The 25,246-nt window shown below is 67.1% G+C and carries 20 protein-coding genes and 5 tRNA genes; 17 read left to right on the forward strand and 8 right to left on the reverse strand.

Translation table 11 applies throughout. The annotated features are described in order from the left end of the window. Positions 1-74 precede the first annotated feature (74 nt). Positions 75-800 carry a hypothetical protein gene (locus tag H4O13_01655; protein ID MBE5314092.1) on the reverse strand — a complete coding sequence of 242 codons (726 nt, stop codon included), beginning with the start codon at positions 798-800 and terminating at the stop codon, positions 75-77. Positions 801-950: 150 nt separating this feature from the next. Between H4O13_01655 and H4O13_01660 the strand changes: the two genes are divergently transcribed. The 3 genes from H4O13_01660 to H4O13_01670 are packed head-to-tail and all read left to right on the forward strand — an operon-like array spanning position 951 to position 3,469. Further along, positions 951-2,123, forward strand: coding sequence for a sensor histidine kinase (locus tag H4O13_01660; GenBank protein ID MBE5314093.1), 1,173 nt, complete (start codon positions 951-953; stop codon positions 2,121-2,123). After that, positions 2,120-2,746 (forward strand): response regulator transcription factor, encoded by a 627-nt coding sequence (locus tag H4O13_01665; protein ID MBE5314094.1) that lies wholly within the window; start codon positions 2,120-2,122, stop codon positions 2,744-2,746. Before H4O13_01660 ends, H4O13_01665 begins: the two co-directional genes overlap by 4 nt. A gap of 9 nt (positions 2,747-2,755) precedes the next feature. Next, the gene (locus H4O13_01670) at positions 2,756-3,469 is read left to right on the forward strand and encodes an alpha/beta hydrolase (GenBank protein ID MBE5314095.1); all 714 of its coding nucleotides are present in this window, start codon (positions 2,756-2,758) and stop codon (positions 3,467-3,469) included. Positions 3,470-3,720: 251 nt separating this feature from the next. On the opposite strand, the gene hutH is transcribed toward H4O13_01670, so the two are convergent. Both hutH and hutU read right to left on the reverse strand, forming a co-directional pair. After that, the gene (gene hutH, locus H4O13_01675) at positions 3,721-5,265 is read right to left on the reverse strand and encodes a histidine ammonia-lyase (protein MBE5314096.1); all 1,545 of its coding nucleotides are present in this window, start codon (positions 5,263-5,265) and stop codon (positions 3,721-3,723) included. 365 nt (positions 5,266-5,630) lie between these two features. Next, on the reverse strand, positions 5,631-7,322 hold the full coding sequence (gene hutU, locus H4O13_01680) for a urocanate hydratase (GenBank protein ID MBE5314097.1): 1,692 nt from the start codon (positions 7,320-7,322) through the stop codon (positions 5,631-5,633). A gap of 134 nt (positions 7,323-7,456) precedes the next feature. Here hutU and H4O13_01685 point away from each other — a divergent pair, with 134 nt between their 5' ends. The 3 genes from H4O13_01685 (at position 7,457) to H4O13_01695 (ending at position 10,386) form a co-directional block, all read left to right on the forward strand. Continuing rightward, on the forward strand, positions 7,457-8,170 hold the full coding sequence (locus tag H4O13_01685; protein ID MBE5314098.1) for a UTRA domain-containing protein: 714 nt from the start codon (positions 7,457-7,459) through the stop codon (positions 8,168-8,170). 249 nt (positions 8,171-8,419) lie between these two features. Beyond that, positions 8,420-9,349 carry an alpha-L-glutamate ligase gene (locus H4O13_01690; protein MBE5314099.1) on the forward strand — a complete coding sequence of 310 codons (930 nt, stop codon included), beginning with the start codon at positions 8,420-8,422 and terminating at the stop codon, positions 9,347-9,349. After that, positions 9,346-10,386, forward strand: a complete 1,041-nt coding sequence (locus H4O13_01695; GenBank protein MBE5314100.1) for an LLM class flavin-dependent oxidoreductase — start codon at positions 9,346-9,348, stop codon at positions 10,384-10,386. The genes H4O13_01690 and H4O13_01695 overlap by 4 nt, the downstream gene beginning before the upstream one ends. Before the next feature lie 36 nt (positions 10,387-10,422). Here the strand turns inward: H4O13_01695 and H4O13_01700 are convergent, their stop codons facing one another. Continuing rightward, positions 10,423-10,896, reverse strand: coding sequence for a DNA starvation/stationary phase protection protein (locus tag H4O13_01700; GenBank protein ID MBE5314101.1), 474 nt, complete (start codon positions 10,894-10,896; stop codon positions 10,423-10,425). Positions 10,897-11,082: 186 nt separating this feature from the next. On the opposite strand from H4O13_01700, the gene hrpA reads away from it, so the two are divergent. Then, entirely contained in the window at positions 11,083-14,964 is a 3,882-nt protein-coding gene (gene hrpA / locus H4O13_01705; protein ID MBE5314102.1) for an ATP-dependent RNA helicase HrpA, read from the forward strand. Between the two features lie 16 nt (positions 14,965-14,980). Here hrpA and H4O13_01710 read toward each other — a convergent pair whose 3' ends face one another. Both H4O13_01710 and H4O13_01715 read right to left on the reverse strand, forming a co-directional pair. After that, positions 14,981-15,460, reverse strand: coding sequence for a hypothetical protein (locus H4O13_01710; protein ID MBE5314103.1), 480 nt, complete (start codon positions 15,458-15,460; stop codon positions 14,981-14,983). A 274-nt stretch (positions 15,461-15,734) separates the two neighbouring features. Next, on the reverse strand, positions 15,735-16,391 hold the full coding sequence (locus tag H4O13_01715) for a hypothetical protein (GenBank protein ID MBE5314104.1): 657 nt from the start codon (positions 16,389-16,391) through the stop codon (positions 15,735-15,737). Between the two features lie 245 nt (positions 16,392-16,636). Here H4O13_01715 and H4O13_01720 point away from each other — a divergent pair, with 245 nt between their 5' ends. Both H4O13_01720 and H4O13_01725 read left to right on the forward strand, forming a co-directional pair. Then, a complete protein-coding gene (locus tag H4O13_01720) occupies positions 16,637-17,944 on the forward strand; it encodes a YihY family inner membrane protein (protein MBE5314105.1) in 1,308 nt (435 codons plus the stop codon). Then, complete coding sequence (locus H4O13_01725; GenBank protein ID MBE5314106.1) at positions 17,944-18,546, forward strand: TlpA family protein disulfide reductase; 603 nt, start codon at positions 17,944-17,946, stop codon at positions 18,544-18,546. Before H4O13_01720 ends, H4O13_01725 begins: the two co-directional genes overlap by 1 nt. A 63-nt stretch (positions 18,547-18,609) precedes the next feature. Here the strand turns inward: H4O13_01725 and H4O13_01730 are convergent, their stop codons facing one another. After that, positions 18,610-19,788: a VWA domain-containing protein gene (locus H4O13_01730; GenBank protein MBE5314107.1), complete on the reverse strand. Its 1,179-nt coding sequence runs from the start codon at positions 19,786-19,788 to the stop codon at positions 18,610-18,612. A gap of 6 nt (positions 19,789-19,794) precedes the next feature. After that, a complete protein-coding gene (locus H4O13_01735; GenBank protein ID MBE5314108.1) occupies positions 19,795-20,640 on the reverse strand; it encodes a MoxR family ATPase in 846 nt (281 codons plus the stop codon). A 110-nt stretch (positions 20,641-20,750) separates the two neighbouring features. Here H4O13_01735 and H4O13_01740 point away from each other — a divergent pair. From H4O13_01740 to clpX, 8 genes are all read left to right on the forward strand, one after another. Next, a tRNA-Pro gene (locus H4O13_01740) sits at positions 20,751-20,827 on the forward strand. Between the two features lie 80 nt (positions 20,828-20,907). Next, positions 20,908-20,984 (forward strand) — tRNA-Arg (locus H4O13_01745). Between the two features lie 16 nt (positions 20,985-21,000). Continuing rightward, a tRNA-His gene (locus tag H4O13_01750) sits at positions 21,001-21,077 on the forward strand. Positions 21,078-21,155: 78 nt separating this feature from the next. Continuing rightward, positions 21,156-21,231: transfer RNA gene (locus tag H4O13_01755), tRNA-Lys, on the forward strand. A gap of 42 nt (positions 21,232-21,273) precedes the next feature. Continuing rightward, positions 21,274-21,358, forward strand: a tRNA-Leu gene (locus H4O13_01760). A gap of 139 nt (positions 21,359-21,497) precedes the next feature. After that, positions 21,498-22,802 (forward strand): trigger factor, encoded by a 1,305-nt coding sequence (locus H4O13_01765; protein MBE5314109.1) that lies wholly within the window; start codon positions 21,498-21,500, stop codon positions 22,800-22,802. Between the two features lie 113 nt (positions 22,803-22,915). Continuing rightward, entirely contained in the window at positions 22,916-23,536 is a 621-nt protein-coding gene (gene clpP / locus H4O13_01770) for an ATP-dependent Clp endopeptidase proteolytic subunit ClpP (GenBank protein ID MBE5314110.1), read from the forward strand. Positions 23,537-23,756: 220 nt separating this feature from the next. Next, a complete protein-coding gene (gene clpX / locus H4O13_01775) occupies positions 23,757-25,043 on the forward strand; it encodes an ATP-dependent Clp protease ATP-binding subunit ClpX (GenBank protein ID MBE5314111.1) in 1,287 nt (428 codons plus the stop codon). Positions 25,044-25,246 lie beyond the last annotated feature (203 nt).

Below are 25,246 nucleotides of genomic sequence, written 5' to 3' on the forward strand. Positions count from 1 at the left end.
CGTTGCCCTCGCACGGGGCCAGGGAGGGCCCGCTTCATTCCGTACCTGCGTAGGGCCGATGCAGCACGCGCGGCTCAGCCCTGCGGCAGCGCTCCACGCGCGACCGTTGCGCTGGGCTTGGCGGCCGGTTTGCGCGCATAGCGGCGGTCCAGCAGCACGCCAGCGATCACCGAGACCAGCACCGGCACGGCCCAGGGCGCCAGCTGCAGGTAGCCGCTCATCTGCAGGCCAAAGGCGGCCAACACGCCTTTCAGCCCGATGGCGAAGAAGGCGATGTGGGTCGCGGTGCCGCAGCCAAGCATGGCGCCGTAGTGCTCCTGCAGCCACCAGTTGCCGGCGTCGATGGGGCGCCGCAGGCGGCGCAGCATGCCCGCACCGAGAAAGGCGCCGACGGCCGAGAAGCCGATCAGCAGGGGGTTGCCGATCTTGAGGCCGACGCCCAGCACGACGGCAGCGGAGACGAGGTTCAGCGCGCCGACGACCGCGTAACGACGATCGTGAAACGCGGCCTGGTCGCGCTTGCGCCGGATCGCGCGCCAGCCCAGCCACATCGAGGTGCCTGTGATGACCACCAGATAGGCGAGGAAGGTGCCGATGCCGCTCTGCCCGCGCAGGAAGAACGTGGCGGCCATCGGCATCGCGGTGATGCAGATGCCCAGCATCGCGAGCAGATAGACCTTGCCGCTGCCGCGATGCAGCGGACCGCCCTTGCGGGCGAAGGCCGCCATCCAGAAGGTCAGCAGGGACACCGCGCCGGCCAGGCCGTGCACGCTGACGAGGATCGGATACAAGGTTTCCATGGGGCGGCTCCGTCGCGGTGGGTGGGAGCCCAGTCTCGGTGTCCACGCGAGCGGCCAGCAGATGCCCGGGGTCATCCGCGAGGGGTGAGAAAAGTCACCTGACGCGCTTCGCGGGTTTCATGCCGGCGCGCCCGCTGCCATGCTGTTCCCATGAACACGGCTCTTGCTTCGCACACACCCGCGCCGCCACTTGGTCGAGGGTCGGGCTGGCTCACACCGCTCAGTCTTGCGGCCTACATCACCTGGGCGGCGATTGCCTTTGCGGCTGTCGATGGCAGCACGCTGCAGGCCGGGCTTGCCAGCGAGTGGGCGGGCCTGGGCTGCCTCGTCGGCATGCTCGGCCTGTTCATCTGGCGCAGCCTGCGCGATGGCGCCGTTGACTGCCGCGGCGCGCGCTGGAACAGCGTCGCCCAGGGCGTGCTGGTGGTGCTGGCCGAGCGCCTGCTGATGGAAGGCCAGGTCACCGTGCTGCTGGTGATCGTCGCCGCCCAGCTGGTGCTGCTGATGCCGGTGCGCTGGGCTGTGCTCTGCCTGCTCGCCCTGAACGCCGCCGTGGCCCTGCGCTGGATCGGCAGCGGCTGGTCGCCGCTGCAGGCGCTGTTCAATCTGGTGCCGCTGATCGGCTTCCAGGCGTTCGCCACGCTCACCGGCTACTACGCCGGAACGAGCGAACGCGCACGCGACCATCTGGCCCAGGTCAACGCCGAGCTGCTGGCGACGCAGCGGCTGCTTGAAGAGAGCGCCCGCAGCGGCGAGCGCTTGAAGCTCTCGCGCGAGCTGCACGACGTCGCCGGCCACAAGCTCACCGCGCTCAAGCTCAACCTGGCGCGCCTGCAGCGCGACCCTGCGCTCGCGGCGCGCGAAGAGGTTGCAGTCAGCGCTCAGCTCGCCGACGAACTGCTTGCTGACATCCGCAGCGTGGTCAGCGCCCTGCGCCAGCACGATGGCCTGGAACTGGACGCAGCCCTGCGAGCTTTGGCGCGGCCCATCGCCGGCACCCAGATCGAAGTCGAGGTGCAGGAGGGCCTGCGCGTGGAGTCGGTCGCCACCGCCGAAACCCTGCTGCGCTGCGCGCAGGAGGCCATCACCAACGCCCTGCGCCACGGCCGCGCCAGCCACGTGCATCTGCGCTGCGCGCGCAGCGGCGAGGGCCTGCTGCTGGAGGTCGCCAACGACGGCGAGCCGCCGCGCCGCATCGAATTCGGCAACGGCCTGACCGGCATGCGCGAGCGCCTGCAGGCGATGGGCGGTCGGCTGGAGCTTGATGTCGGCGCCGAGCGCGGCCTGCGTCTGCGCGCCTTCCTGCCGGGGCAGGCCGCATGAGCGCGCGCATCGCGCTGTGCGACGACCAGGCCCTGGTGCTGCGCGGCCTGTCCGCTCTCTTGAGCGACCTCGGCATCGAGATCGCGCTGGAGGCGCCCGATGCCGAAAGCCTGCTGGCGGCCCTGCCGCAGCGGCCGGTCGACGTCATTGTCAGCGACATCCGCATGCCCGGCATGGGCGGCATCGGCCTGATCGGCGCCCTGCGCGAGCGCGGTGACGCCACGCCGGTGATCCTGCTCACCACCTTCGACGACAGCGAGCTGCTGCTGCGCGCGGTCGAGGCGGGCGCCCAGGGCTTCCTGCTGAAGGACGCCTCACCCGAAGACCTGCGCGCCGCCATCCTCCGCGTCGCTGCGGGCGAAACCCTGCTGCAGCCGGTCAGCCTAGGGCCCGTGCGCGCCGGCTGGAGCGCCCCCGAAGCCACGCCCGGGCAACGCATCACCGAGCGCGAGCAGAGCATCCTGCGGCTCGTCGCCGGCGGCTACAGCAACAAGGAAATCGCCCGCGTGCTGCACCTCTCGGAAGGCACCGTGAAGAACTACATGTCCGAGATCCTGCTGAAGCTCGACTGCCGCGACCGCACGCATGCGGTGCTGAAGGCGATCACGCAGAAGCTGCTGTAATCCTCGCGCGTGAACACCGGCAGCTTTCGTCCCGAGCTGATCCTGCTGCCCGGACTCGACGGCACCGGGCGCCTGTTCGCGTCATTGATTGAGTCGCTTGCCGAGTGCGGGGTTTCGGCGAGGGCCATCGGATATCCCGCGCATGAGGCGCTCGGTTACGTCGAACTCGAGCATCGCGTGCGCGCGGAGCTACCCGCCGCCAACCCGTTCGTGCTGCTCGCGGAGTCGTTCTCCGGGCCGATCGCCTTGAGGATCGGGGCTGCACCGCCCGCCAATTTGCTAGGGCTCATCCTCTCGACGACCTTCGCCATGCGCCCGACCTCCTTGCTGGGCCCGCTCTCGGGGAGCGTGCGCTGGGCGCGACTGCGTCCACCGATGTTCCTGCTCGACTGGTTCCTCATGGGCCCCTGGTCGAATCAGGCCCTGCGCTCCGGGCTCGCCGCGGCCTTGGCCGAGGTCTCGGTAAGCGTGCTGAGTCAGCGCGCGTTTGAAGCCCTGCACGTGGACGCGACGGATGCAGCCAGGCAGCAGAGGCGTCCCTCTCTGATCCTTCGGGCGAGTCAGGATCGGCTTCTAGGCGCGAACGCATTCAGGCAGCTTGCGAACGCGCTTCAGCCTGAGCGGATGCATGAGGTGAAGGGGCCGCATCTTCTGCTGCAAACGCAGCCTCGCCTGTGTGCAGGGCTGATCGCGGAGTTCCTGCAGACCTTGGCGACCGCATAGGGAGCAGCCGTCGCGATCACCGCATTAGACGCTCTCTCGCAAGGAGCGCAAGGCCAAGAGCAGGCCTCGCCTTGCGTTGGGCATAGGGTGGGTCTTGACCCACCGAAGCTAAACGTCCGCCGCAGCCCCAACTTCACGCCCGCGGCCTCAAGCCAGCACCTACAGCTCCGGCAGGGCCGGCCGTCCATAGGGTGGGTCTTGACCCACCGAAGCTCAACGCGCGCCGCAGCCCCAACTGCACGCTCGCGACCTCACGCCGGCACCCACAGCTCCGGCAAACCCGGCAGGGCGCGCAGCAGCGGAATCAACTCGCCGCGCCTGACGAGGGCCGCGGCGCGTTCGATATCGGGGGCGAGGTAGCGATCGGTCTCCACGCTCGGGCACTGCGCGCGCAGCAGGGCGTGGGCGGCTTCCAGCGGGGTCGAGCTGGTCAGCGGACGCAGGAACTCGATGCCCTGCGCGGCCGCCAGGTACTCCACGCCGAGGATGTGCGTGACGTTGTCGATCATGGCCTGCAGTCGGCGCGCGGCGAAGGTCGCCATCGACACATGATCTTCCTGATTGGCGCTGGTCGGCAGGCTGTCCACCGAGGCCGGATGCGCCAGCGACTTGTTCTCGCTGGCCAGGGCCGCGGCGGTGACGTGGGCGATCATGAAGCCGCTGTTCAACCCTGCATCGCGGGTCAGGAACGGCGGCAGGCGCGAGACGCCGGCGTCGATCAGCATGGCGATGCGGCGCTCGGCAATCGCGCCGACTTCGGCGATGGCGGTGGCCATGGCATCGGCGGCCAGCGCCACCGGCTCCGCATGGAAATTGCCGCCCGACACCATCAGCCCTTCGTCGGCGAAGACCAGCGGGTTGTCGGTGACGGCATTGGCTTCGCGCAGCAGTACACGGGCGGCGTAGCGCAGCTGGTCGAGGCAGGCGCCGACGACCTGCGGCTGGCAGCGCAGGCAGTACGGATCCTGCACGCGGTCGTCGCCTTCGGCATGCGAGGCGCGAATGGCGCTGCCGGCAAGCAATGCCCGGTAGTACTGGGCGACATCGATCTGCCCCGGCTGGCCGCGCACGGCGTGGATCCGCGGATCAAACGGGCCATCGCTGCCGCGCGCGGCATCGACCGTGAGTGCGCCGATGACGAGCGCGGATTCCAGCACCGGCTCGAAGGCGAACAGCGCATGCAGGGCCAGTGCGGTCGAGGTCTGGGTGCCATTGATCAGGGCCAGACCTTCCTTGGCTTCGAGCGTGAGCGGCTTCAGCCCGTGATTGGCGAGCACCTCGGATGCCGGGCGACGTTCGCCGTGAACCAGGAACTCGCCTTCGCCGAGCAGGGCCAGGGTCATGTGGGACAGCGGCGCGAGATCGCCCGAGGCGCCCACCGAACCCTGCGCCGGCACATAGGGCACCAGACCCTCGTTGTAGACATCGAGGATGGCATCGATCACCTCCTCGCGCACGCCGGAATGCCCGCGCGCGAGGCTGGCCGCCTTGGTCACCAGCATCAGGCGGACGACTTCAGGCGACAGCGGTGCGCCGACGCCGACCGAGTGCGAGCGGATCAGGTTCAGCTGCAGCTGGGCGAGATCCGCCTTGCTGATGCGGGTGGACGCCAGCTTGCCGAAGCCGGTGTTGACGCCATAGACCGGCGCATCGCCGGCCGCATGCCGCTGCACCAGCTCGGCACTCGCGCGGATGCCGGCGCGGGCGTGGTGATCCAGCTCGACGCGCACGCCGCCCGCATGGATGGACTGCAGCTGCTCAAGGCTCAGGTGGCCGGGGGTGAGGGTGAGGGTCATGGGCGGGTCCGTGTTTTTGAGGCGTTGTGTCGTGGCGAGCTGTCGTGCCTCGCGGTTTCCGAGTGCCGCTCATGACGCAGTCGACGCGCGACGGACGTTGTGCGGCAAGGCTCTGCTCTTGAGCCCCTCTCCCAGTGGGAGAGGGGTTGGGGAGAGGGTCCGGGCACTCTCAGAAGAGGCTTCCACAATGAGCAGTCGTGTTCCTCATCCAGAACGGGAGATTGAGGACTCCCGGACCCTCTCCCCCCAGCCCCTCTCCCACTGGGAGAGGGGAGCAGGGCTGCGCGTGATCGATTTGTGGCGATGACGGATTGCTACTGTCAGCGTCACCCCTCTGCGACGAGCGAGCCGGGTGAAGGCACGCCTCACCCCAACATCGGCAAATCCAGCCCTTGCTCGCGCGCGCACTGCTGCGCGATCGCATAGCCCGCATCCGCATGCCGCATCACGCCGGTGCCCGGGTCGTTCCACAGCACGCGGGCGATGCGCTGATCTGCTGCCTCGCTGCCGTCGCAGACGATGACCACGCCGCTGTGCTGGCTGTAGCCCATGCCGACGCCGCCGCCGTGGTGCAGGCTGACCCAGGTGGCGCCGCCGGCGACGTTGAGCATTGCGTTCAGCAGCGGCCAGTCCGAGACCGCGTCGGAGCCGTCGAGCATGGCTTCCGTCTCGCGGTTGGGGCTGGAGACAGACCCGGAGTCGAGATGGTCACGCCCGATCACGATCGGCGCCTTCAGCTCCCCCTTCCGCACCATCTCGTTGAAGGCCAGCCCCGCGCGATGGCGCTCGCCCAGACCGATCCAGCAGATGCGCGCGGGCAGGCCCTGGAAGGCGATGCGCTCGCCGGCCATGTCCAGCCAGCGGTGCAGGTGGCGGTTCTCGGGGAACAGCGCCTTGATCTTGGCGTCGGTCTTCGCGATGTCCTCGGGGTCGCCCGACAGCGCGACCCAGCGGAAGGGGCCCACACCGCGGCAGAACAGCGGACGGATGTAGGCGGGCACGAAGCCGGGGAAGTCGAAGGCGTTGGCCACGCCCTGATCCTTCGCGACCTGACGCAGGTTGTTGCCATAGTCGAAGGTGGGCACGCCCATCTGCTGGAAGGCCAGCAGGGCGCGCACGTGCTCCGCGCAGCCTCGCGCTGCAGCGGCGCGCAGTTCCGCATGTTTGGACGGATCGCGCTGCGCGGCCTGCCACTGCTCGACGCTCCAGCCCGGCGGCAGGTAGCCGTTGACGAGGTCGTGGGCCGAAGTCTGGTCGGTCACGAGATCCGGCTTCATCCCACCCGCCTGGGCACGCCGCACCAGTTCGGGCAGCACCTCAGCCGCATTGCCGAGCAGGCCGATCGAAATCGCCCGGCCTTCTGCCGTGTAGCGACGGATGCGCGCGAGCGCGTCGTCGAGATCGCTGGCCTGCTCGTCGAGGTAGCGCGAGCGCAGGCGGAAGTCGATGCGCGACTGCTGGCATTCGATGCTGAGCGAGCACGCCCCGGCGAAGCTCGCCGCCAGCGGCTGCGCGCCGCCCATGCCGCCCAGGCCTGCGGTGAGCACCCAGCGGCCGGTGAGATCGCCGCCGTAGTGCTGGCGGCCGGCTTCGACGAAGGTTTCGTACGTCCCTTGAACGATGCCCTGGCTGCCGATGTAGATCCAGCTGCCGGCCGTCATCTGGCCGTACATCATCAGGCCCTTGCGATCGAGTTCGTCGAAGTGCTCCCAGCTGGCCCACTTCGGCACCAGGTTCGAATTGGCGATCAGCACACGCGGTGCGTCCGGGTGGGTCGGGAACACGCCGACCGGCTTGCCGCTCTGCACCAGCAGGGTCTGGTCATCCCCTAGGCGCTCAAGCGTCTTCAGGATCGTCTCGAAGCTGTCCCAGTCGCGCGCGGCCTTGCCGATGCCGCCGTAGACCACCAGCGCATCGGGGTTCTCGGCGACCTCGGGGTCGAGGTTGTTCTGCAGCATCCGGTAGGCGGCTTCGGTCAGCCAGCTGCGGCAGTGCAGGGTGCTGCCCCGGGGCGCGCTGACGCGACGCGGCTGGGCCTTCGCGGTGGAGGTACTCATGCGTGACTCCTGCGGCCATGGGCCGGGTGGGTGGCGTCGAGCGCCGCGTCGTGCGGCTGCGATCGCGCTGGCGGTGCGCCTTCGGAGCGACTACGCTACCTGTCTAGACAAGACCGGGCAAGTCGAGGTGCAGCATGGGCACAGAATCGAAGCTGCCGCCGTACGCGCGGATCAAGGCCGCGCTGAAGCACGCCCTGGCGCGCGGCGACTACGCACCCGGCACACAGCTGCCCAGTGAATCGGCCCTGGTGGCGGAGTTCGGGGTCAGCCGCATGACCGTCGGGCGCGCCTTGAATGAACTCGCCGCCGAAGGCCTGATCGAACGCGTGCAGGGCGTGGGCAGCTTCGCCAGCGCGCTCGATCGCGTCTCCAGCACGCTGACTCTGCGCGACCTGCATGAGGAGATCGCCGCGCGCGGACATACCCACACCGCCGAGGTGAAGCTGCTGCGCGCGGAAGTGCCGAAACTGGCCTTGGCCAAGGCGTTCGGCGTGGAAGCGGGGCGCGCGCTGTTCCACAGCGTGATCCTGCATCTGGAATCCGACCGCGCGATCCAGTTGGAGGATCGCTGGGTCAATCCGGACGAAGCGCCTGACTATCTTGCGCAGGATTTCAGCCGGGTCACGCCGACCCACTATCTGTTCGGCGCCACCGCGCTGTGGCGCGCGCGCTATGTGATCGAAGCGGTGAAGCCGAGCGCGCAGGAGGCCCGTTGGCTCGGCATCGCGGCGGATGCGCCCTGCCTGCGGATCACCCGCGAAACCTTCAGCCGCAGCGCGACAATCACCCGCGCGCGGCTGCTGCATCCCGGTGATCGCTATGCGATCGAGGGCGAGTTCAGTCCCTGATTTCGCTGCGGTGGGTGCGCAGCCTTCACCGGGGCTTCGCGTTCGGCCGCCCGTTCTGCTCAAGATGTTCATTCCGTCTTGTCATGGCTAGGGCGGATACGGGCGGGGGCCGTGGCGGCGCCCGCCTGTGCTGGCGGGCGATGTCTTCGCACAGCCCCACTGCATTGATTCCCGCAGCTGCTGCCGAGCGTTGACAGGGTGACTGGAGGCGTGGCTCGCTGCGCGCACATTTCCCACCGGCTGTCGCCCATGTCCGAGCCTGCTCTTGCCATCGTCTACGAGCACCCCGAGTGGTTCAAACCGCTGTTTGCCGCGCTTGATCGACGTGGCGTCGGCTACCGCGCACTGGCGCTGCAGCAGCACCATTTCGACCTCGGTGAGACCGTGCCGCCCGCGCCGGTGGTGTTCAGCCGGCTCGCCATGAGTTCGTTCCTGCGTCAGCAGGAGCATCCGATCTTCTACGCCCAGGCGCTGTACTCCCACTGGGAAGCGCTGGGCGCGCGTGTCATCAATGGCACCGCAGCGCTGGCGATCGACGCCTCCAAGGCGCGTCAGTTGTCCCTGCTTCGCGGCCTGGGCCTGCAGGCGCCGCACACGCGAGTGGTGCACCGTGCCGCCGATGTCCTGGCGGCCGCCACCGGCCTGCGTTTTCCGGTGATCGTCAAGGTCAACATCGGTGGCGCCGGCGCCGGCGTGGTGCGCTTCGATACCGTCGAAGAGCTGGCACAGGCAGCCGCCGCTGGCGCGCTGCCAGTGAGCATCGACAGCGTCCTGCTGGTGCAGGAATACGTTCCCGCGAGTGATCGCCAGGTCATTCGCGTCGAAACGCTGAACGGTCGTTACCTGTACGCGATCGCACTCAACAGCGACAGCGGCAGCTTCGACCTGTGTCCGGCGGATGTGTGTCTGCTCGACAAGCCCGCGCTGAGTGTGCGTGCCTTCACCCCGGATGCCACCGTGATTGCCGAGGTGGAAGCGATCGCGCGGGCAGGCCGTCTCGATATCGGCGGAGTCGAGTACATGGTGGATGCGCGCAACGGCAGCCGCCGCTACTACGACATCAACGGGCTCTCCAACTTTGTCGCCAATCCCCAGGAGGTGCTGGGCTACGATCCGCACGAGGCGCTGGTCGACTATCTGCTCGCGGTCATCGGTTCTACGGCGGAGGCGGCGGCATGAGGTACGGATTCTGGGCACCCGTCTTCGGCGGCTGGCTGCGCAATGTTCGCGACGAGGGCATGGAGGCGAGTTGGGAGTATCTGAGCAGGCTGTGCCGGCGTGCGGAGGACATCGGGTACGACCTCACCCTGATTGCCGAGCTCAACCTGAATGACATCAAGGGCGTGACCGAACCGGCACTCGATGCATGGTCGAGCGCTGCAGCACTGGCGGCGGTGACGCGGCGGCTGGAGATCATGGTCGCGGTGAGGCCCAATTTTCATCAGCCGGCGCTGTTCGCCAAACAGGCCGCCAATATCGACCGCATCTCGGGCGGGCGCCTGTCTCTGAATGTGGTGTCTTCTTGGTGGGCCGATGAAGCGCGCCAGTACGGTCTGCAGTTCGATCAGCACGACGACCGCTACGCGCGCACTCACGAGTGGCTGCAGGTGGTCGACGGTTTGTGGTCGCAAACGCCCTTCAGTTTCGAAGGCGAGCGCTACCGGCTGCAGGAGGCGATCTGCGAGCCCAAACCGCTGTCCTCGCCACGCCCAACCCTCTATGCCGGCGGCGAATCCGAAGCGGCCAAGAACCTGATCGCTCGGCAATGCGATGCCTACGTCATGCACGGCGATGCGCCCGAGCATATCGCGCCGAAGATTGCCGACATGCGTGCGCGTCGCGAGCAGCTCGGACTGCCGCCGATGCGCTACGGCATGGCGGCCTACGCCATCGTTCGCGACACGGCTGCGGAGGCACAGGCAGAACTTGAGCGGATCACCACGCTTGACCCGGATGCCCCCGGATTCGCCAATTTCGACCAGTGGATTGCCGGCACCGAACTGGAGCGCGAGCTAAAGATCCAGGAGTACTCAGTGTCGAATCGGGGACTGCGGCCAGGCTTGGTTGGCACGCCGAAACAGGTGCAGGCCAGAATCGCGGAGTTCGAAGCGGTTGGGGTGGATCTGCTGTTGCTGCAGATGAGCCCGCAGCTGGAGGAAATGGAGCGCTTCGCGGCTCAGGTGATCGCACGGCCCCCAGGCGTCGGAAGCGCCTGATCGTGAGCCCGGCAGCGGTGCTGTCGGCCTCAGGGTTCAGGCCAGCAGCGAGCGCAGCATCCAGGCGTTCTTCTCGTGAACTTTCAGGCGCTGGGTCAACAGATCGGCGCTCGGTTCGTCGCCGGCTTCGCCCACAGCTTCCAGCACCTTGCGCGCGCTGCGGCAGACCGCCTCATTGCCGAGCACCAGTTGTTCGACCATGGTTTTGCCGTCGGGCACGTGGTCGCCGTCTTGCTCCTCCATGCTGCTGAGCTTGGCGAACTGCGTGTGCGAGCCCGGCGCCGAAAACCCGAGCGCGCGGATGCGTTCGGCGATCTCGTCCAGCGCGGTCCAGGCTTCGGTGTACTGGGTCTGGAACATCAGGTGCAGGCTGTTGAACATCGGCCCGGTGACGTTCCAGTGGTAGTTGTGGGTCTTCAGATACAGCGTGTAGCTGTCGGCCAGAAAATGCGCCAGGCCGTCGGCCACCTTCCTGCGCTGCTTGTCGCTGATGCCGATATCGATCTTCATGAAACCTCCGGGGTGCAGGGGGAAGAGCTGCGTTCGCCGCGGCGCAGTTGAGCATGGCCCTTCGCGCTGAGCCGGTAGAATGCGGCCCCCGTTGCGAGGCCTTGCGCAGGATCAACCGTGAGCAGCGACCCCGCCAATACGCAGCCTGCGTCGCCCGATGCCGTCGCGTCTGCTGCCCAGCGCACCCTGGCCAAGGCGCGCGGGCAGCTTTCGCACGCGCTCTCGCGCGACCAGCGGCGGCTGCGCCAGCTCCTCTCGAACTGGGAGCGCGAGCCGGACAACGCGAGCCGGCGACAGGCGTTTGGCTCGGCGCTTGCGATTTCGGAGGCCGCGCGTGCGGCGCGTGTCCAAGCCCTGCCCAAGCCCGAGTTCGACGCCGAGCTGCCCATCGCGCGCGAGGCCGATGCGATTCTCGCGGCGATCCGGAAGCACCAGGTCGTGGTGATCGCGGGTGAGACCGGCTCGGGCAAGACCACCCAGCTGCCGAAGCTGTGTCTGGCCGCCGGTCGCGGCGCCGCCGGCATGATCGGCTGCACCCAGCCGCGGCGCATCGCCGCGCGCTCAGTCGCCCGTCGCGTTGCCGAAGAGCTGGGTACCCCGCTCGGCAGCGCGGTCGGCTTCCAGGTGCGCTTTACCGAGCAGGTCGGCGAGCAGACCTACATCAAGTTCATGACCGACGGCATTCTGCTGGCCGAGATCCAGTCGGACCGCATGCTCTCGGCCTACGACACCCTGATCATCGACGAGGCCCACGAGCGCAGCCTCAACATCGATTTCCTGCTGGGCTATCTGAAGGACCTGCTGCGTCGACGCCGCGATCTGAAGCTGATCGTCACCTCGGCGACCATCGACACCGCCCGCTTCGCGCGTCATTTCGACGGCGCGCCAGTGATCAATGTCGAGGGTCGCAGCTATCCGGTGGAGATGCGCTACCGGCCGCTGGAGCTGCTGGGCCGCGACGAGGGCGGTGGCACGGTGCCGGAAGGCATCGCTGCCGCCATGGACGAGATCAACCGCGAAGACCCGCGAGGCGACGTGCTGGTGTTCCTGCCCGGCGAGCGCGAGATCCGCGAGACCCATCTGTTGCTCAGCCGTCGCAACTACCGCGAGACGATCGTGCTGCCGCTGTACGCGCGGCTGTCGGCGCGCGACCAGGACCGCGTGTTCAATCCCGGCCCGCAGCGTCGCGTGGTGCTCGCCACCAACGTCGCCGAGACCTCGCTGACGGTGCCGCGCATCCGCTATGTGATCGACCCCGGCCAGGCGCGGGTCAAGCGCTACAGCCCGCGGCAGAAGCTTGACCGCCTGCAGATCGAGCCGATCAGCCAGGCCAGCGCGAACCAGCGCGCGGGCCGCTGCGGGCGCACCGCGCCGGGCGTGGCCTATCGCCTGTATGCCGACAGCGATTTTGCGTCACGGCCGGAATTCACCGACCCCGAGATCCTGCGCTCCTCCTTGGCGGGCGTGATCCTGCGCATGCTGGCCTTGGGCCTCGGCCGGATCGACGATTTCCCCTTCATCGACGCGCCCGACGAGCGCGCGGTGCGCGACGGCTGGCAGCAGCTGATCGAGCTGGGTGCCGTTGCACCGAACCGGCAGATCACGCCGCTGGGCCGGCAGATGGCGCGGCTGCCGATCGATCCCAAGCTGGCGCGCATGCTGATGGCCTCCAAGGACTTCGGCTGCACCCGCGAGCTGATCACGATTGCCGCATTCCTGAGCATTCAGGACCCGCGTGAGCGCCCGGGCGAAGCGCGCGAGGCGGCCGACAACGCGCATGCCCTGTTCGCCGATCCGCGCTCGGAGTTCGTGGGCCTGCTGAAGCTCTGGGCCGGCTACGAGGCCGCGCGCGAGGAGCTCACCGCCAACAGGCTGCGCGACTGGTGCGGCAAACACTTCCTGAACTTCCTGCGCATGCGCGAGTGGCGCGAGCTGCACCGCCAGCTGCTGCTGGCCTGCGCTGAACTCGGCATCGAGCCCGTTGCGCCCGCGCTGGAGAGCGAAGAGGAGCCCGCGCCGGGCGCGGCCTCGGCCGGCTATGCGCGCCTGCACAAGGCCATCCTTACCGGCATCCCGAGCCAGATCGGCCGGCGCAGCGAAAAAGGGCTGTATGAGGCGCCGCGGCAGCGCAAGTACGCGCTGTTTCCGGGTTCGAACCTGGCCCGCAAGCCGCCGCCCTGGGTGGTGTCGGCGGTGGTGATGGAGACGCAGAAGGTCTACGGCCTCATCAACGCCAGCATCGAGCCCGAGTGGGTGATCGAGGCGGCACCGCACCTGCTGAGCCGCAAGCATTTCGACCCGCACTGGGCGCGCAGCCAGGGTCGCGTGATCGCCTCCGAGCAGATCAGTCTGCACGGCCTGGTGCTGGCGCCGAAGAAGCCGGTCAGCTATGCCGGCATCGATGCGCGGCACGCGCGCGAGATCTTCATCGCCGAAGGCCTGGTGCCGGGCGAGGTCAACCTGCGCATTCCGCTGCTGGAGCGCAATCAGCGCGTGCTGCAGCAGGCCATGGAAGAAGAGGCCAAGCTGCGCCGCGTCGGCATCGTCATCGACGTCGATGCGCAGGCCGCGTGGTACGGCAAGCGTCTGCCCGAAGACATCAACACCGCCCAAGGGCTGGAGGCCTGGTACAAGAGGCTCACGCCCGAGCAGCGCGCGGCGCTGGAGTGGTCGCTGCCCGACCTGATCCCCGCCGATGAAACCGACGCCGCGCGCTTTCCGAACACGTTCCGGATGGGCGAGCTCAGCCTGCGCCTGTCCTATCGCTTCGAGCCGAAGGCGCCGGACGATGGCGTGACCCTGCATCTGCCCTTGCATCTGCTGAATGCGCTGGATGCCGCGCGGCTCTCGTGGCTGGTGCCCGGCCTCCTGGAGAACAAGGTCGCCGAGCTGCTGCGCGGCCTGCCCAAGGCCCTGCGCCGCAACTTCGTGCCGGTGCCGGACTTCGCCCGCGCCTTCGTCGAGGCGGCAGGTGCGCACTCGCATGACCGCCCCGTCACGGAAGCGCTGAGCGAATTCCTGAAGCGCAGCACCGGCGTCGAGGTGCCCTTCGCCGAGTGGGATGAGGCGGCGGTGCCGGCGCATCTGCGCTTCAACCTGCGCCTGTCCGAGGGCCAGCGGATTCTCGAGGAATCCCGCGACCTGGCCGATCTGAAATCCCGCTACGGCGAACGCGCGCAGGCGGCGTTTGCGGCGGAGGCGGGACGCAAGCTCGACGGCCAGCTGGTGGATCACTTCCCCGAGGCCGGAGTCGCCGAGCAGATCCGCGGCGCGGCCGGCGTGCCGGCGTTCCCGGCGCTCAGCGCGGAAGGCGAGGGCGTGCGGATCCGCGTATACGCCGATCGCGAGCAGGCGCAGGCGGCGCATCCCGCCGGCGTACATGCGCTGCTGCGGCGCGCGCTGACCGACAAGCTCAAGCAGGCGCGCAAGCAGCTGCCGCTATCGCCGAAGACCGGCCTGATGTACGCCGCCATCGAGAGCAGCGAGCGCCTGCGTGAGGACCTTGTCGAGGCGGCGCTGAACGCCCTGGCCGGCGAGCAGCCGGCGCGCATCCGCACCCGCGAGGCCTTCGAGTCGCTGGCCGCGGAGATCTCACGCGGCCTGTTCGCTGAATCCATGCGCCGACTCGAACTGACCGAGCGCATCGTCGCCGCCTACGCCGAACTGGTGCCGGCTCTGGAGCAGAAGCTCATGGGCCACGGCACGGCCAGCTATGACGACCTGCGTGCACAGCTGAAAGCCCTGGTGCATCCGGGCTTTCTGCGCGACACGCCCTACGAGCGCCTGAGCGAACTGCCGAGGTATCTCAGGGCCATGCGTCTCAGAGGCGAGCGCCTGCGTCAGGACCCGATCAAGGACCAGGCGCGCATGCTGGAGCTGATCCAGTTTCGCGAAGCCCTTGACGATGCCCGGCGGCGCGGCGTCGATGCGCGTCCAGCCTGGCAGGCCCTGCGCTGGGCGCTTGAGGAACTGCGCGTGTCGCTGTTCGCGCAGGAGTTGGGCACCCGCGACACGGTGTCGGCGAAGCGCCTGGCCAAGCTGCTGGAACAGGCGCGGGCGGCCGGCTGAGCAGGGACGGCCGGGCTCACTCGATCCGCTTGACCTTGGCGCGGCTGTTGTAGCCCTCGACGCTCAGGTACCAGGCGCCGAACAGGCTCTTCTCAATCGTCACCGCGGGCGAGTCGAGGTTGACGCCGGCGAGGCGGTCGCCGCCGGTTTGCTGCCAGACCTGGCCGTTCTCCAGTCGGAACACGGTATTGCCGCTCCAGCCGCGGAAGCTTCCGAGCAGGCGGCTGCGCACGATCTGATCGGCGCGGTCGCGCTCTGGCGGAAGGCCGACACGGTCAGCGGCGTTGCTTGCAGTGGCCCCCGACGGTGCGGTCAGGCCGCGCTCCTGCAGCCAGCGGTTCAGGAACGCGAGCTCCTCGGCGCTCAGCTTCTGCAGGCCGGCGCTTTCGAAGTCGCGCTGGCTCATGCGTTCTTCCAGGCTGGAGAAGTCCTGGGCAGGCAAGGCGAAGCTCGAAGAGACCAACAGCAGGGCAAGGGCAGTTTGGGCGAGACGCATGATTCGGCCTTGGGGCGTGGGAACGCCCGGAGTCTATGCAGTCGGCTCGCGCGCTGCCAGAGCCTGCGGAGTTCTGATTTGCGCCGTGTGCCGCGCCCTGCGGGCCCGCCTTGGCTCGCAGGGGTGGGGCGCATCGAGTGCGCATCGCTGCGCATGTTCGTGGAACCCAAAGTGAAACGGCCGGATGCTCCGGCATCCGGCCGTTTGGGCAAGCTCCTCTGGCGGACTTGGGCGCAGCGAGCTGCGCCTGCATCCTCGCCCGAGTGGGGTGCTGCTAGAACCCGTAGCTGAGCCCGAGCACGACGCGTGAGCCAACCCAGTTCTGATTGAAGAGATCCTCGGCGTCGCTGCTGGTGTCGTGATACGTGAGCGCGGCGCTGATCGGGCCGAAGTCGCGCGACAGGGCGAGGCTCCAGTCGAAGTAGCTGCTGCTGCTGTCTTCGAGCACGCCGCTGGCAAACTGCGAGTAGCCGACGCCGGGGCTCAGCGTGAACTCGGCAGGCAGGGCCAGGTCGAGGCTGGCGCCGTAGTACCAGCCGGTTTCGCCGCTGTTGTAGACGTCGTTGGTGTAGCCCAGCGTGGTCGTGAGCTTCTCGGCGAAGGTCAGGCTGAACAGCAGCTCGGTGTAGTTGAGTCCGCCCTCATCGGGGTAGACATAGCGCAGCACCTGCACGTCGGCGGCCACCGAATCGGAGAGGCTGAAGCCGTAGCCGGCAAACAGGTCGACCTCAAGATCGGTCTCGCTGTTGAAGTCGACCTGCGAAGCCCAGGTGCCGACATAGAAGCCGGAGTCCAGCGTGAAAGAGAGGCCCGCCTGCACAGCAGGATCCTCGTCATTCTGGGAGACGCCGCGGAATACGTAGTCGGAAACCACGCCAACGTCGCCGGACAGCTCGCCCGCACTGGCGTTGCTAAGCAGAAGGGCGGACACGGCGAGGCCGCCAAGGGCTCCGCGGATGGATCGTGCGATTCGATGATGCATGCTGGCCTCTCTGCGCCTGGGGCGCGCTATGGATGGGTATCGGGCGGGGGCTCGCCGGTTTATCGCACTGCAGCATCGATGTTTCAAGCGCCTTTTCCGAGCATGGCGACAGGGTCGCAAGCCGCAGCAAGCATCGCGGGCGCGGGAGCCCGCGGTATCGGTGCCGGCGGAAGCGCCTGCTAGTCTTGCCCGCCATGAGCCTTGTAGAACTTCGTCATCTGCTGCAGTTGCTGCTTGATCGTCGCCGGCTGCAGGCCTTCGCCGGCTTCCTCGGGAGGCGCTTCGTCGAGGACCGCTGCTTCGAGACCGCGAGCGGCCTTGCCTACGCCACCGTGTTTGCGCTGGTACCGTTCGCGGCGGCGGTGTTTGGCGTGATCAGCACGTTCCCGGTCTTCGAAGCCTGGAGCGAACAGCTCACCAGCTTTTTGTTCAGTAACTTCGTGCCGGCTGCGGCCCGCACCGTTGAGGTCTGGGTGCGGGACTCGGCGGCCAGTGCGTCGCGGATGACCTTGGCCGGCGTCATCGGACTGCTGGTGGTGGCCCTGCTCCTGATGAAGGGGATCGAGGACACCTTCAACCGCATCTGGCGTGTGCCCACCGGGCGTGGGCCGGTGGCGCGATTTCTCATGTATTGGGCTGCGCTCACGGTGGGGCCGCTGCTGGTCGTCGTGAGCCTGGCGCTGTCGTCCTACCTGTTTTCGCTGCCGTTGCTCGCCGATGGCGGCGTGGCCGCGGGCTCGCTGCTGCAGCTGAGCCCCTTTCTGCTCGCGCTGTTCGGCTTCACCTGCGCGTACCTGATCGTCCCCAATCGCAGCGTGAGGTTTCGCGACGCGCTGGCGGGCGGCGTGCTGGCGGCGGCGCTGCTGGAAGCCTGCAAGAGCGGGCTCAGCCTGTATCTCCGTCAGGTGCCGACTTACGAGCAGATCTACGGCGCACTGGCGGTGATACCGATCTTCCTGCTGTGGATCTATCTGGTCTGGATCGCCGTGCTGCTTGGCGCTTCCCTGGCGGCCTCCTTGAGCGCCTTCCGCTACCTGCCCTGCGAGCGGCGCCTGCCGGAAGGTCTGGAGCTGTTGGGCCTGCTGCGGCTGTTGGCGCGCTTCTCACAGGCACAGCAGTCCGGGCGTGCGCTTGAAGTCGATGAGCTGCGACGGCTGGAGCCCTCGCTGTCCGACGATGCACTGATGTTCCTGCTTGAGCGGCTGAGTGAGCTTCGCGTCGTGCAGCGGGCCGAGCTGGGTGGCTGGCTGCTGGCTCGGGATCTGGACCACTTGAATCTCGCCGAGCTCTATCGCGGAGCACGCCTGCGCGTGCCCCTGGAAACGCCACCCGCCGAACTGCTGAGCGATCCCATCGGCCAGCGTATCGGCGCGCGTCTGCAGGGGCTGGCGCATGTGGTTGAATCGGCCCTCGATACGCCGCTCTCGCACTGGCTGCGCGACACTTCAGGCAGCGGTGCTGCGAGTTCTGTGGCGCCCGAAACCCCCAAGGACACCATTTGATGAACCCGCTGTGGCAGAACGCCCCGAATCTGAATCGTCCGACTCACACCTGGATCCTCACGTACCCGCGTTTCATGCGGCGCAGCGCGCTCAGCTGCGCGCTGCTCGTTGCCGCAGGGTTCGCGATCTCGACGCTGCCCGCGCTGGCGGCACCGCCGGAGGCGCCGCCAGCACCGGCGCAGACGGTGGCAGCGGCTGAACCCATCGAGCTGGCGCTGCCGACGCTGGATCACGGCGTCTTCGACGTGTCGCAGCAGCGCGGGCGCTGGGTGGTGGTGAACTACTGGGCGACCTGGTGCGCGCCGTGTCGCAAGGAAATGCCCGAGCTCGACGCGCTGCATCGCGAGCGCGAGGACGTCGAGGTGCTGGGGCTGGCCTTCGAGGAGATCGAGACCGCCGATATGCGCAGTTTCCTCAGCGAGCGCCCGGTCAGCTACCCCATCGCCATCGTCGACGTGTACGCGCCTCCTGCCGCGTTCGAAGTGCCGCGCGGCATGCCCATGACGTATCTGCTTGATCCCGAGGGCCGCATCGCACACCGCTGGCTGGGCCCGGTGACCAAGGTCGAGATCGAAGCGCGCGTGGACGGGGGGGGTGAGTAGGGCAACGCTGGAATTTTTAGCGAAGGTCTGAACAGCTCCGTCCGGGCGTTGTTCGGACCTGCCCTAGCGCGAGAGCGTGCGGATCGCCTCGTCCAGTCCTCGCAGGCTCATCGGGTACATGCGCTGTTCGATCAGCTGGCGCACCAGTCCTACCGAGACCGTGTAGTCCCAGGCCGGGCGTGGCAGGGGGTTGATCCAGATCGCTCGTCGGAAGTGCGCGAACAGACGCTGCAGCCAGGCCGCGCCGGGCTCGGCGTTGTCGTGCTCCACGCTGCCGTGCGTGTGAGTGATCTCGTAGGGCGCCATCGCGGCGTCGCCGACCAGGACGAGGCGCCAGTCCGACGGCAGGCGCTGGATCAGATCCTGGGTCGCCGTGCGCTCGCTGCGCCTGCGCGTGTTGCTGCGCCAGACCGACTCGTAGACGCAGTTGTGGAAGTAGTAGTGCTCGATGTGCTTGAACTCGCTGCGTGCGGCCGAGAACAGTTCCTCGCAGACCCGCACGTGCTCATCCATCGAGCCACCGATATCGAGCAAGAGCAGCACCTTGACCGCATTGTGGCGCTCCGGCCGCAGCTGGATGTCGAGCAGGCCGGCCTTGCGGGCGGTGCCGCTGAGCGTGCCGTCGAGATCAAGCTCGGTGGCGGCGCCCTCGCGGGCGAAGCGGCGCAGCCGCCGCAGCGCCAGCTTGATGCTGCGGGTGTTGAGTTCAACGCTATCGTCGAGATCGCGAAAGCTGCGCTGCTCCCACACCTTCACCCCGCGACGATGACCCGCCGATTGCGAGCCGAGGCGAATGCCTTCCGGGTGGTAGCCGTGCGCGCCGAAGGGGCTGGAGCCGCCAGTTCCGATCCAGCGGTTGCCGCCGCTGTGCCGCTCCTTCTGTTCCGCCAGACGTTCGCGAAACGCCTGCAGCAGCGCGTCGAGGCCGCCGAGTGACTCGATCAGCGCTTTCTCCCGCTCGCTGAGCTCGCGCTGGAAGGTAAGTCGCAGCCACTCTGGCGGCACCTCCGCGCGCAGGCCTTCGCCGATAGCTTCCTGCGAGGTCAGCCACTGCCCGAAGGCGCGGTCGAAGCGGTCGAAATGGCGTTCATCCTTGACCAGCAGCGCGCGCGCCAGCGCATGCAGTTCTTCGAAGTTGGCGAAGGCCAGACCGTGTTCCAGCGCGGCATGCAGGTCAAGCAGCTCGCGCAGGCTGACCGGGACGCCGCTGCTGCGTAGGCGCTCGAACAGGCCGATGAACATGCGGGCTCAGCCCTGGCCGCGGCGGGTCATGAAGGCCAGCCGCTCCAGCAGCTGCACGTCCTGCTCGTTCTTCACCAGAGCGCCGGCCAGCGGTGGAATTGCGCGGCGCGGGTCGCGCTCGCGCAGTACGGATTCCGGCACATCATCCGCCAGCAGCAGCTTGATCCAGTCGATCAGCTCAGAGGTCGAAGGCCGCTTCTTCATGCCAGGGATCTCGCGCAGCTGGAAAAACACCTCCAGCGCCTCGCGCACCAGGCTCCCCGAGATGCCGGGGAAGTGCACGTCGACGATGCGCTTCAGGGTCTCTCGGTCCGGGAAAGCGATGTAGTGGAAGAAGCAGCGGCGCAGAAAGGCGTCGGGCAGCTCCTTCTCGTTGTTCGAGGTGATCAGGATGATCGGTCGATGCAGGGCGCGCACCGTTTCGCCGGTTTCGTGCACGAAGAACTCCATCCGGTCGAGTTCCTGCAGCAGGTCGTTGGGAAACTCGATGTCGGCCTTGTCGATTTCATCGATCAGCAGCACGCAGCGGCCTGGGTGGGTGAAGGCCTCCCACAGCTTGCCGGGGCGGATGTAGTTGCGGACGTCCTCGACGCCAGCGACGCCCAGCTGCGAGTCGCGCAGGCGGCTGACCGCGTCGTACTCGTACAGGCCGTGGATCGCCCGGGTGGTGGACTTCACGTGCCAACTGATCAGGGGCGCACCGAGGCTGGCGGCGAGTTCTTCGGCCAGCAAGGTCTTGCCCGTACCGGGTTCGCCCTTGATCAACAGCGGGCGCTGCAAGGTGATGGCGGCGTTGACCGCCTGCTTCAGTTCGGAGGTGGCGATGTAGCGCTGGGTGCCGTCAAATCGCATGGGCGGGGAGTCGGGGAGAAGGAAGGGGGTTTGACGCAGCTGCGCGAGATCATTATGCTTCCGCGGCTCAAGGTGTCGCGTGCGAGCGCGCACCTTCTGCTGCACAAGCCCGGGGTATAGCACAGCTTGGTAGTGCGTCTGCTTTGGGAGCAGAAGGTCGGGGGTTCGAATCCCTCTACCCCGACCAGCCTCGGCGCATGCGCAGGGCTGGCGGGCGTGGCCTTCGGGCGGCGCGTAGGACTCGACAACCGCTTCTGCCGATTGCATGCGCCTGTAGCTCAATCGGATAGAGCACCGGCCTTCTAAGCCGGCGGTTGCAGGTTCGATTCCTGCCAGGCGCGCCAGCAGCAACAGACAATGGTGGATGTAGCTCAGTCGGTTAGAGCACTGGATTGTGATTCCAGATGTCGCGGGTTCGAATCCCGTCTTCCACCCCAGCACCCGGATGCGGCACAATGCGCATCCACCGCAGCGTTCAGCCCCTTCGGGGCAGCGAAGCGGTCACAGTCCAGGTCGGGCCGTTAGCTCAATTGGTAGAGCAGCGGACTCTTAATCCGTAGGTTCTAGGTTCGAGTCCTAGACGGCCCACCACCCTCTTCTCCGCAGATCGCGGAGGCATCCCGGACCGGTCAAGCGAAAGTGGCGGAACTGGTAGACGCGCTGGATTTAGGTTCCAGTGGGTAACCCCGTGAGAGTTCGAGTCTCTCCTTTCGCACCACCCGGGAAGCTTCAGCGGCGAGTTCGGCGTCCAGGGCGGCGTAGTCTGGTCTGTATTCACATGGTTGAGAGCGGGCGGCCAAGCGTCACCGGAAGCGAATCCGGCGCGCCGGCTGCCCTTGTCCATTTCAGGAGTCGTCATGCAAGTCTCGGTTGAAAACGTCGGCAAGCTCGAACGCAAGCTCACCGTCCGCCTTCCAGCGGAGGGGCTGCAGTCGCAGGTTTCCACCCGTCTGCGCGAGCTCGGGCGCACCGTGCGTCTGGCGGGGTTTCGTCCGGGCAAGGTGCCGGCGAAGGTGATCGAGCAGCGTTTCGGCGCGCAGGTTCGCGCTGAGGCCTTGGGAGAAGTCATCCGTCGCGGCTTCTCGGAAGCCATCGAGCAGGAGAAGCTGCGTCCTGCGGTTGCACCGAACATCGAAGCGACGTCGACCGGAGAGGACGGCGAAGTGGCCTTCATCGCGACCTTCGAGGTCATGCCCGAGATCGGCAGCATCGACGTCTCGGGGCTGAAGATCGAGAAGCCGGTATCCAGCGTCGAAGAAGCGGATGTCGACCGGATGATCGAGACCCTGCGCCTGCAGCGCCGCACCTGGACACCCGTGGAGCGGGCCGCCCTGGCTGGTGACATGGTCATGTTCGAGTCGAGCGCCGCGACCGACGCCGGCCGCGTGCCCGCCGAGGGCGTGGAGCGCGCGGGCACGATCATCGGGTCGGGTGCGATTCTGCCGGCGCTGGAAGACAGGCTGATCGGGTTTGCCGCCGGCCAGGAAGCAGAGTTCGAAGTCGAGTTCCCCGCCGATTACCGAGCCACTGCTCTGGCAGGCAAGACGGCAAAGATCAACGCCAAGATCATTCGTGTTTCTGAGCCCAAGCTGCCTGAAGTCGACGCCGAATTCATCCGCAGCTTTGGGGTGGCGGAAGCGGATGTGGACAGCTTCCGCCGCGAAGTGCGTGCCAACCTGGAGCGTGAGCTCAAGGGCGCACTGATGGCACGCCTCAAGACGCAGGTGGTTGAGAAGCTGCTCGCTGCCCACGCCGATCTCGAGATGCCCTCGCGCATGATCGAATCGGAAGCCCAGGCGCTGGCGCGTCAGGCAGAACAGCAGGCAGCGCAGCAAGGCAACCCTGGCGCGAAGGCGGATCCGGCGCTTTTCGTAGACAGCGCCAAGCGCCGCGTCGCCGCAGCCCTGCTGTTGGGGGAGTTGGCTCGCCAGAACGAAATCCGGCTTGACGCTCGCCGCCTGAGCGAGACCCTGAATCTGATCGCCTCGACCTACGAGGATCCGAGCGAGGTGGTTGAACTTTATCGTCGCGAACCCCAGCTGATGCAGGGCTTGCAGAGCCGCGTCATTGAGGATCAAGTGATCGACTGGATTGCCGATCACGCCGAGCTCACCGAGCAGACGCTGGACTTCCAGGACGTGATGCGCCCGATGGCGGCCTGATCGCCCGCGGGCTAGCGACTGCAACGGCCGCCATGCTTCGCAGGCGGCCGTTTCGTTTTCGGCTACGCTCACTCATCCCTTCATCGCCTGCGCCACATACGAGGACGCAACCCATGAGCATCACCAATCTCAATCTGGTGCCGATGGTGGTCGAGCAGACCAGCCGCGGCGAGCGCGCCTACGACATCTACAGTCGCCTTCTGAAGGAGCGCGTGATTTTCCTGGTCGGTCCGATCGACGACCACATGGCCAACGTGGTGGTCGCCCAGCTGCTGTTCCTTGAGTCCGAGAACCCGGACAAGGACATCCACCTCTACATCAACAGCCCGGGCGGCGTCGTCACGGCTGGCATGGCCATCTACGACACCATGCAGTACATCAAGCCCGACGTAAGCACCATGTGCATCGGCCAAGCGGCCAGCATGGGTGCTCTGCTGCTTGCGTCAGGCAAGGCGGGCAAGCGCTACGCTCTGCCGCACTCGCGGGTGATGATTCACCAGCCGCTGGGCGGCTACCAAGGCCAGGCCAGCGACATCGAGATCCATACCCGCGAGATCCTCACGATCCGTGATCGTTTGAACAATATCCTCGCTCAGCACACCGGCCAGCCGGTGGAGCAGATCGCCCGCGATACCGATCGCGACAATTTCCTGTCGGCCACGCAGGCGCGTGACTACGGCTTGATCGATGCCGTGCTTGAGCGACGCTCGGAAGAGACCGTCAAGGCGGGCTGAGGCCGGGGAATGGCGTAGGCGCCTCTAGCGTGGCCCGCGTCCGGGGCGTTCCGGGGGGGCTGTGCTATCCTCCGGCGTAGCTCAAGGCGGCGCGCTCGCGCAGTGCGCGTCCTCCTTGTCAAGACATTGAAAATGCTGCATTTCGGGGCGCATCGATGGGCGCCACCGGGAGGCTCCAAGGCCTCCGCTGCATCTCACAGGTCCATCGGGACGAAGACGAATGAGCGACGAGCGACAGGGCAGGGCAGGCGAAGGCGGCAAAATTCTGTACTGCTCCTTCTGCGGCAAGAGCCAGCACGAAGTGCGCAAGCTGATCGCCGGCCCCAGCGTGTTCATCTGCGATGAATGCGTGGAGCTGTGCAACGACATCATCCGCGAAGAGTTGGAAGAGAAGGGCGCTGCGACCCGCAGCCACCTGCCCAAGCCGCGCGAGATCATGGAAGCGCTCGACCAGTATGTGGTGGGGCAGTCGCGTGCCAAGCGCACCTTGGCTGTGGCGGTGTACAACCACTACAAGCGCGTCGAAAGTCGCTCTCGCAATGACGAGGTCGAGCTTTCGAAGTCCAATATCCTGTTGATCGGCCCGACCGGGTCGGGCAAGACGCTTCTCGCCGAGACCTTGGCACGTTTGCTCAACGTGCCTTTCACGATCGCCGACGCTACGACGCTCACCGAGGCCGGCTACGTGGGTGAGGACGTCGAGAACATCATCCAAAAGTTGCTGCAGAAGTGCGACTACGATGTCGAGAAGGCGCAGACCGGAATCGTCTACATCGATGAGATCGACAAGATCTCACGCAAGAGCGAGAACCCCTCGATCACCCGCGATGTCTCCGGCGAGGGCGTCCAGCAAGCCTTGCTGAAGCTCATCGAGGGTACCGTGGCCTCGGTGCCGCCGCAGGGCGGCCGCAAGCACCCGCAGCAAGAGTTTCTGCAGGTCGATACCCGCAACATCCTGTTTATTTGCGGCGGTGCATTCGCCGGGCTGGAGAAGGTCATCCAGCAGCGTTCGCTGGACAACTCTGGCATCGGTTTCGGTGCGAACGTGCGCAGCAAGGACCAGAAGCCTAACGTGGGCCGCCTGCTCGCGGACGTCGAGCCCGAGGATCTCATCAAGTTCGGCCTTATCCCCGAGTTTGTTGGTCGACTGCCCGTGCTCGCCACGCTTGAAGAGCTCGACGAGGCCGCCCTAGTAAGGATCCTGACCGAGCCCAAGAACGCCATCACCAAGCAGTTCAAGCGACTGTTCGAGCTCGAAGGCGTGGATCTCGAGTTCCGCCCCGAAGCGCTCACTGCCGTGGCCCGTAAGGCGCTGGCGCGCAAGACTGGCGCTCGCGGACTGCGCACGATCCTAGAGCAAGTGCTGTTGGATACCATGTTCGAGCTTCCGTCCATGGACAACGTCAGCAAGGTCGTTGTGGATGAGGGCGTCATCAACAGCCAGTCCGAGCCGTTCATCATCTACGAAAACTCGGCGCCTCCGCCCGCGAAGGCCGTGTCGGAGTAAGTGCTCGCTGTTCAGCTGTCCGTTGAGGCCCCCGCGTCGCTGCCGCGGGGGCCTTTTCGTCTCTGGCGCATGAGCTTTCGACGTCACCACGGCCGCGCGTGCGCTGGTTCAGGCAGCTCGGGTCGGCTTCTTGCATGCTGTCGGCGTAGTGCGGCGCCTCGAAGCGGCAATGCCCTTGCAAGGCGCCGCTTCGCCCGCATGTG

This window comes from Lysobacterales bacterium, assembly GCA_014946745.1.
In the GTDB taxonomy this organism is placed as follows: domain Bacteria; phylum Pseudomonadota; class Gammaproteobacteria; order Xanthomonadales; family Xanthomonadaceae; genus Aquimonas.

What these genes read in the sequence shown, in the direction of transcription:
- H4O13_01700 (MBE5314101.1), bottom strand. Translation starts at nt 10,896, where the DNA reads ATGAAGATCGATATCGGCATCAGCGACAAGCAGCGCAGGAAGGTGGCC.
- H4O13_01685 (MBE5314098.1), top strand. Translation starts at nt 7,457, where the DNA reads ATGGGCACAGAATCGAAGCTGCCGCCGTACGCGCGGATCAAGGCCGCG.
- clpX (MBE5314111.1), top strand. Translation starts at nt 23,757, where the DNA reads ATGAGCGACGAGCGACAGGGCAGGGCAGGCGAAGGCGGCAAAATTCTG.
- H4O13_01725 (MBE5314106.1), top strand. Translation starts at nt 17,944, where the DNA reads ATGAACCCGCTGTGGCAGAACGCCCCGAATCTGAATCGTCCGACTCAC.
- H4O13_01730 (MBE5314107.1), bottom strand. Translation starts at nt 19,788, where the DNA reads ATGTTCATCGGCCTGTTCGAGCGCCTACGCAGCAGCGGCGTCCCGGTC.
- H4O13_01695 (MBE5314100.1), top strand. Translation starts at nt 9,346, where the DNA reads ATGAGGTACGGATTCTGGGCACCCGTCTTCGGCGGCTGGCTGCGCAAT.
- H4O13_01690 (MBE5314099.1), top strand. Translation starts at nt 8,420, where the DNA reads ATGTCCGAGCCTGCTCTTGCCATCGTCTACGAGCACCCCGAGTGGTTC.
- H4O13_01710 (MBE5314103.1), bottom strand. Translation starts at nt 15,460, where the DNA reads ATGCGTCTCGCCCAAACTGCCCTTGCCCTGCTGTTGGTCTCTTCGAGC.
- H4O13_01660 (MBE5314093.1), top strand. Translation starts at nt 951, where the DNA reads ATGAACACGGCTCTTGCTTCGCACACACCCGCGCCGCCACTTGGTCGA.
- hutH (MBE5314096.1), bottom strand. Translation starts at nt 5,265, where the DNA reads ATGACCCTCACCCTCACCCCCGGCCACCTGAGCCTTGAGCAGCTGCAG.
- H4O13_01735 (MBE5314108.1), bottom strand. Translation starts at nt 20,640, where the DNA reads ATGCGATTTGACGGCACCCAGCGCTACATCGCCACCTCCGAACTGAAG.
- H4O13_01655 (MBE5314092.1), bottom strand. Translation starts at nt 800, where the DNA reads ATGGAAACCTTGTATCCGATCCTCGTCAGCGTGCACGGCCTGGCCGGC.
- H4O13_01720 (MBE5314105.1), top strand. Translation starts at nt 16,637, where the DNA reads ATGAGCCTTGTAGAACTTCGTCATCTGCTGCAGTTGCTGCTTGATCGT.
- H4O13_01665 (MBE5314094.1), top strand. Translation starts at nt 2,120, where the DNA reads ATGAGCGCGCGCATCGCGCTGTGCGACGACCAGGCCCTGGTGCTGCGC.
- H4O13_01765 (MBE5314109.1), top strand. Translation starts at nt 21,498, where the DNA reads ATGCAAGTCTCGGTTGAAAACGTCGGCAAGCTCGAACGCAAGCTCACC.
- hutU (MBE5314097.1), bottom strand. Translation starts at nt 7,322, where the DNA reads ATGAGTACCTCCACCGCGAAGGCCCAGCCGCGTCGCGTCAGCGCGCCC.
- clpP (MBE5314110.1), top strand. Translation starts at nt 22,916, where the DNA reads ATGAGCATCACCAATCTCAATCTGGTGCCGATGGTGGTCGAGCAGACC.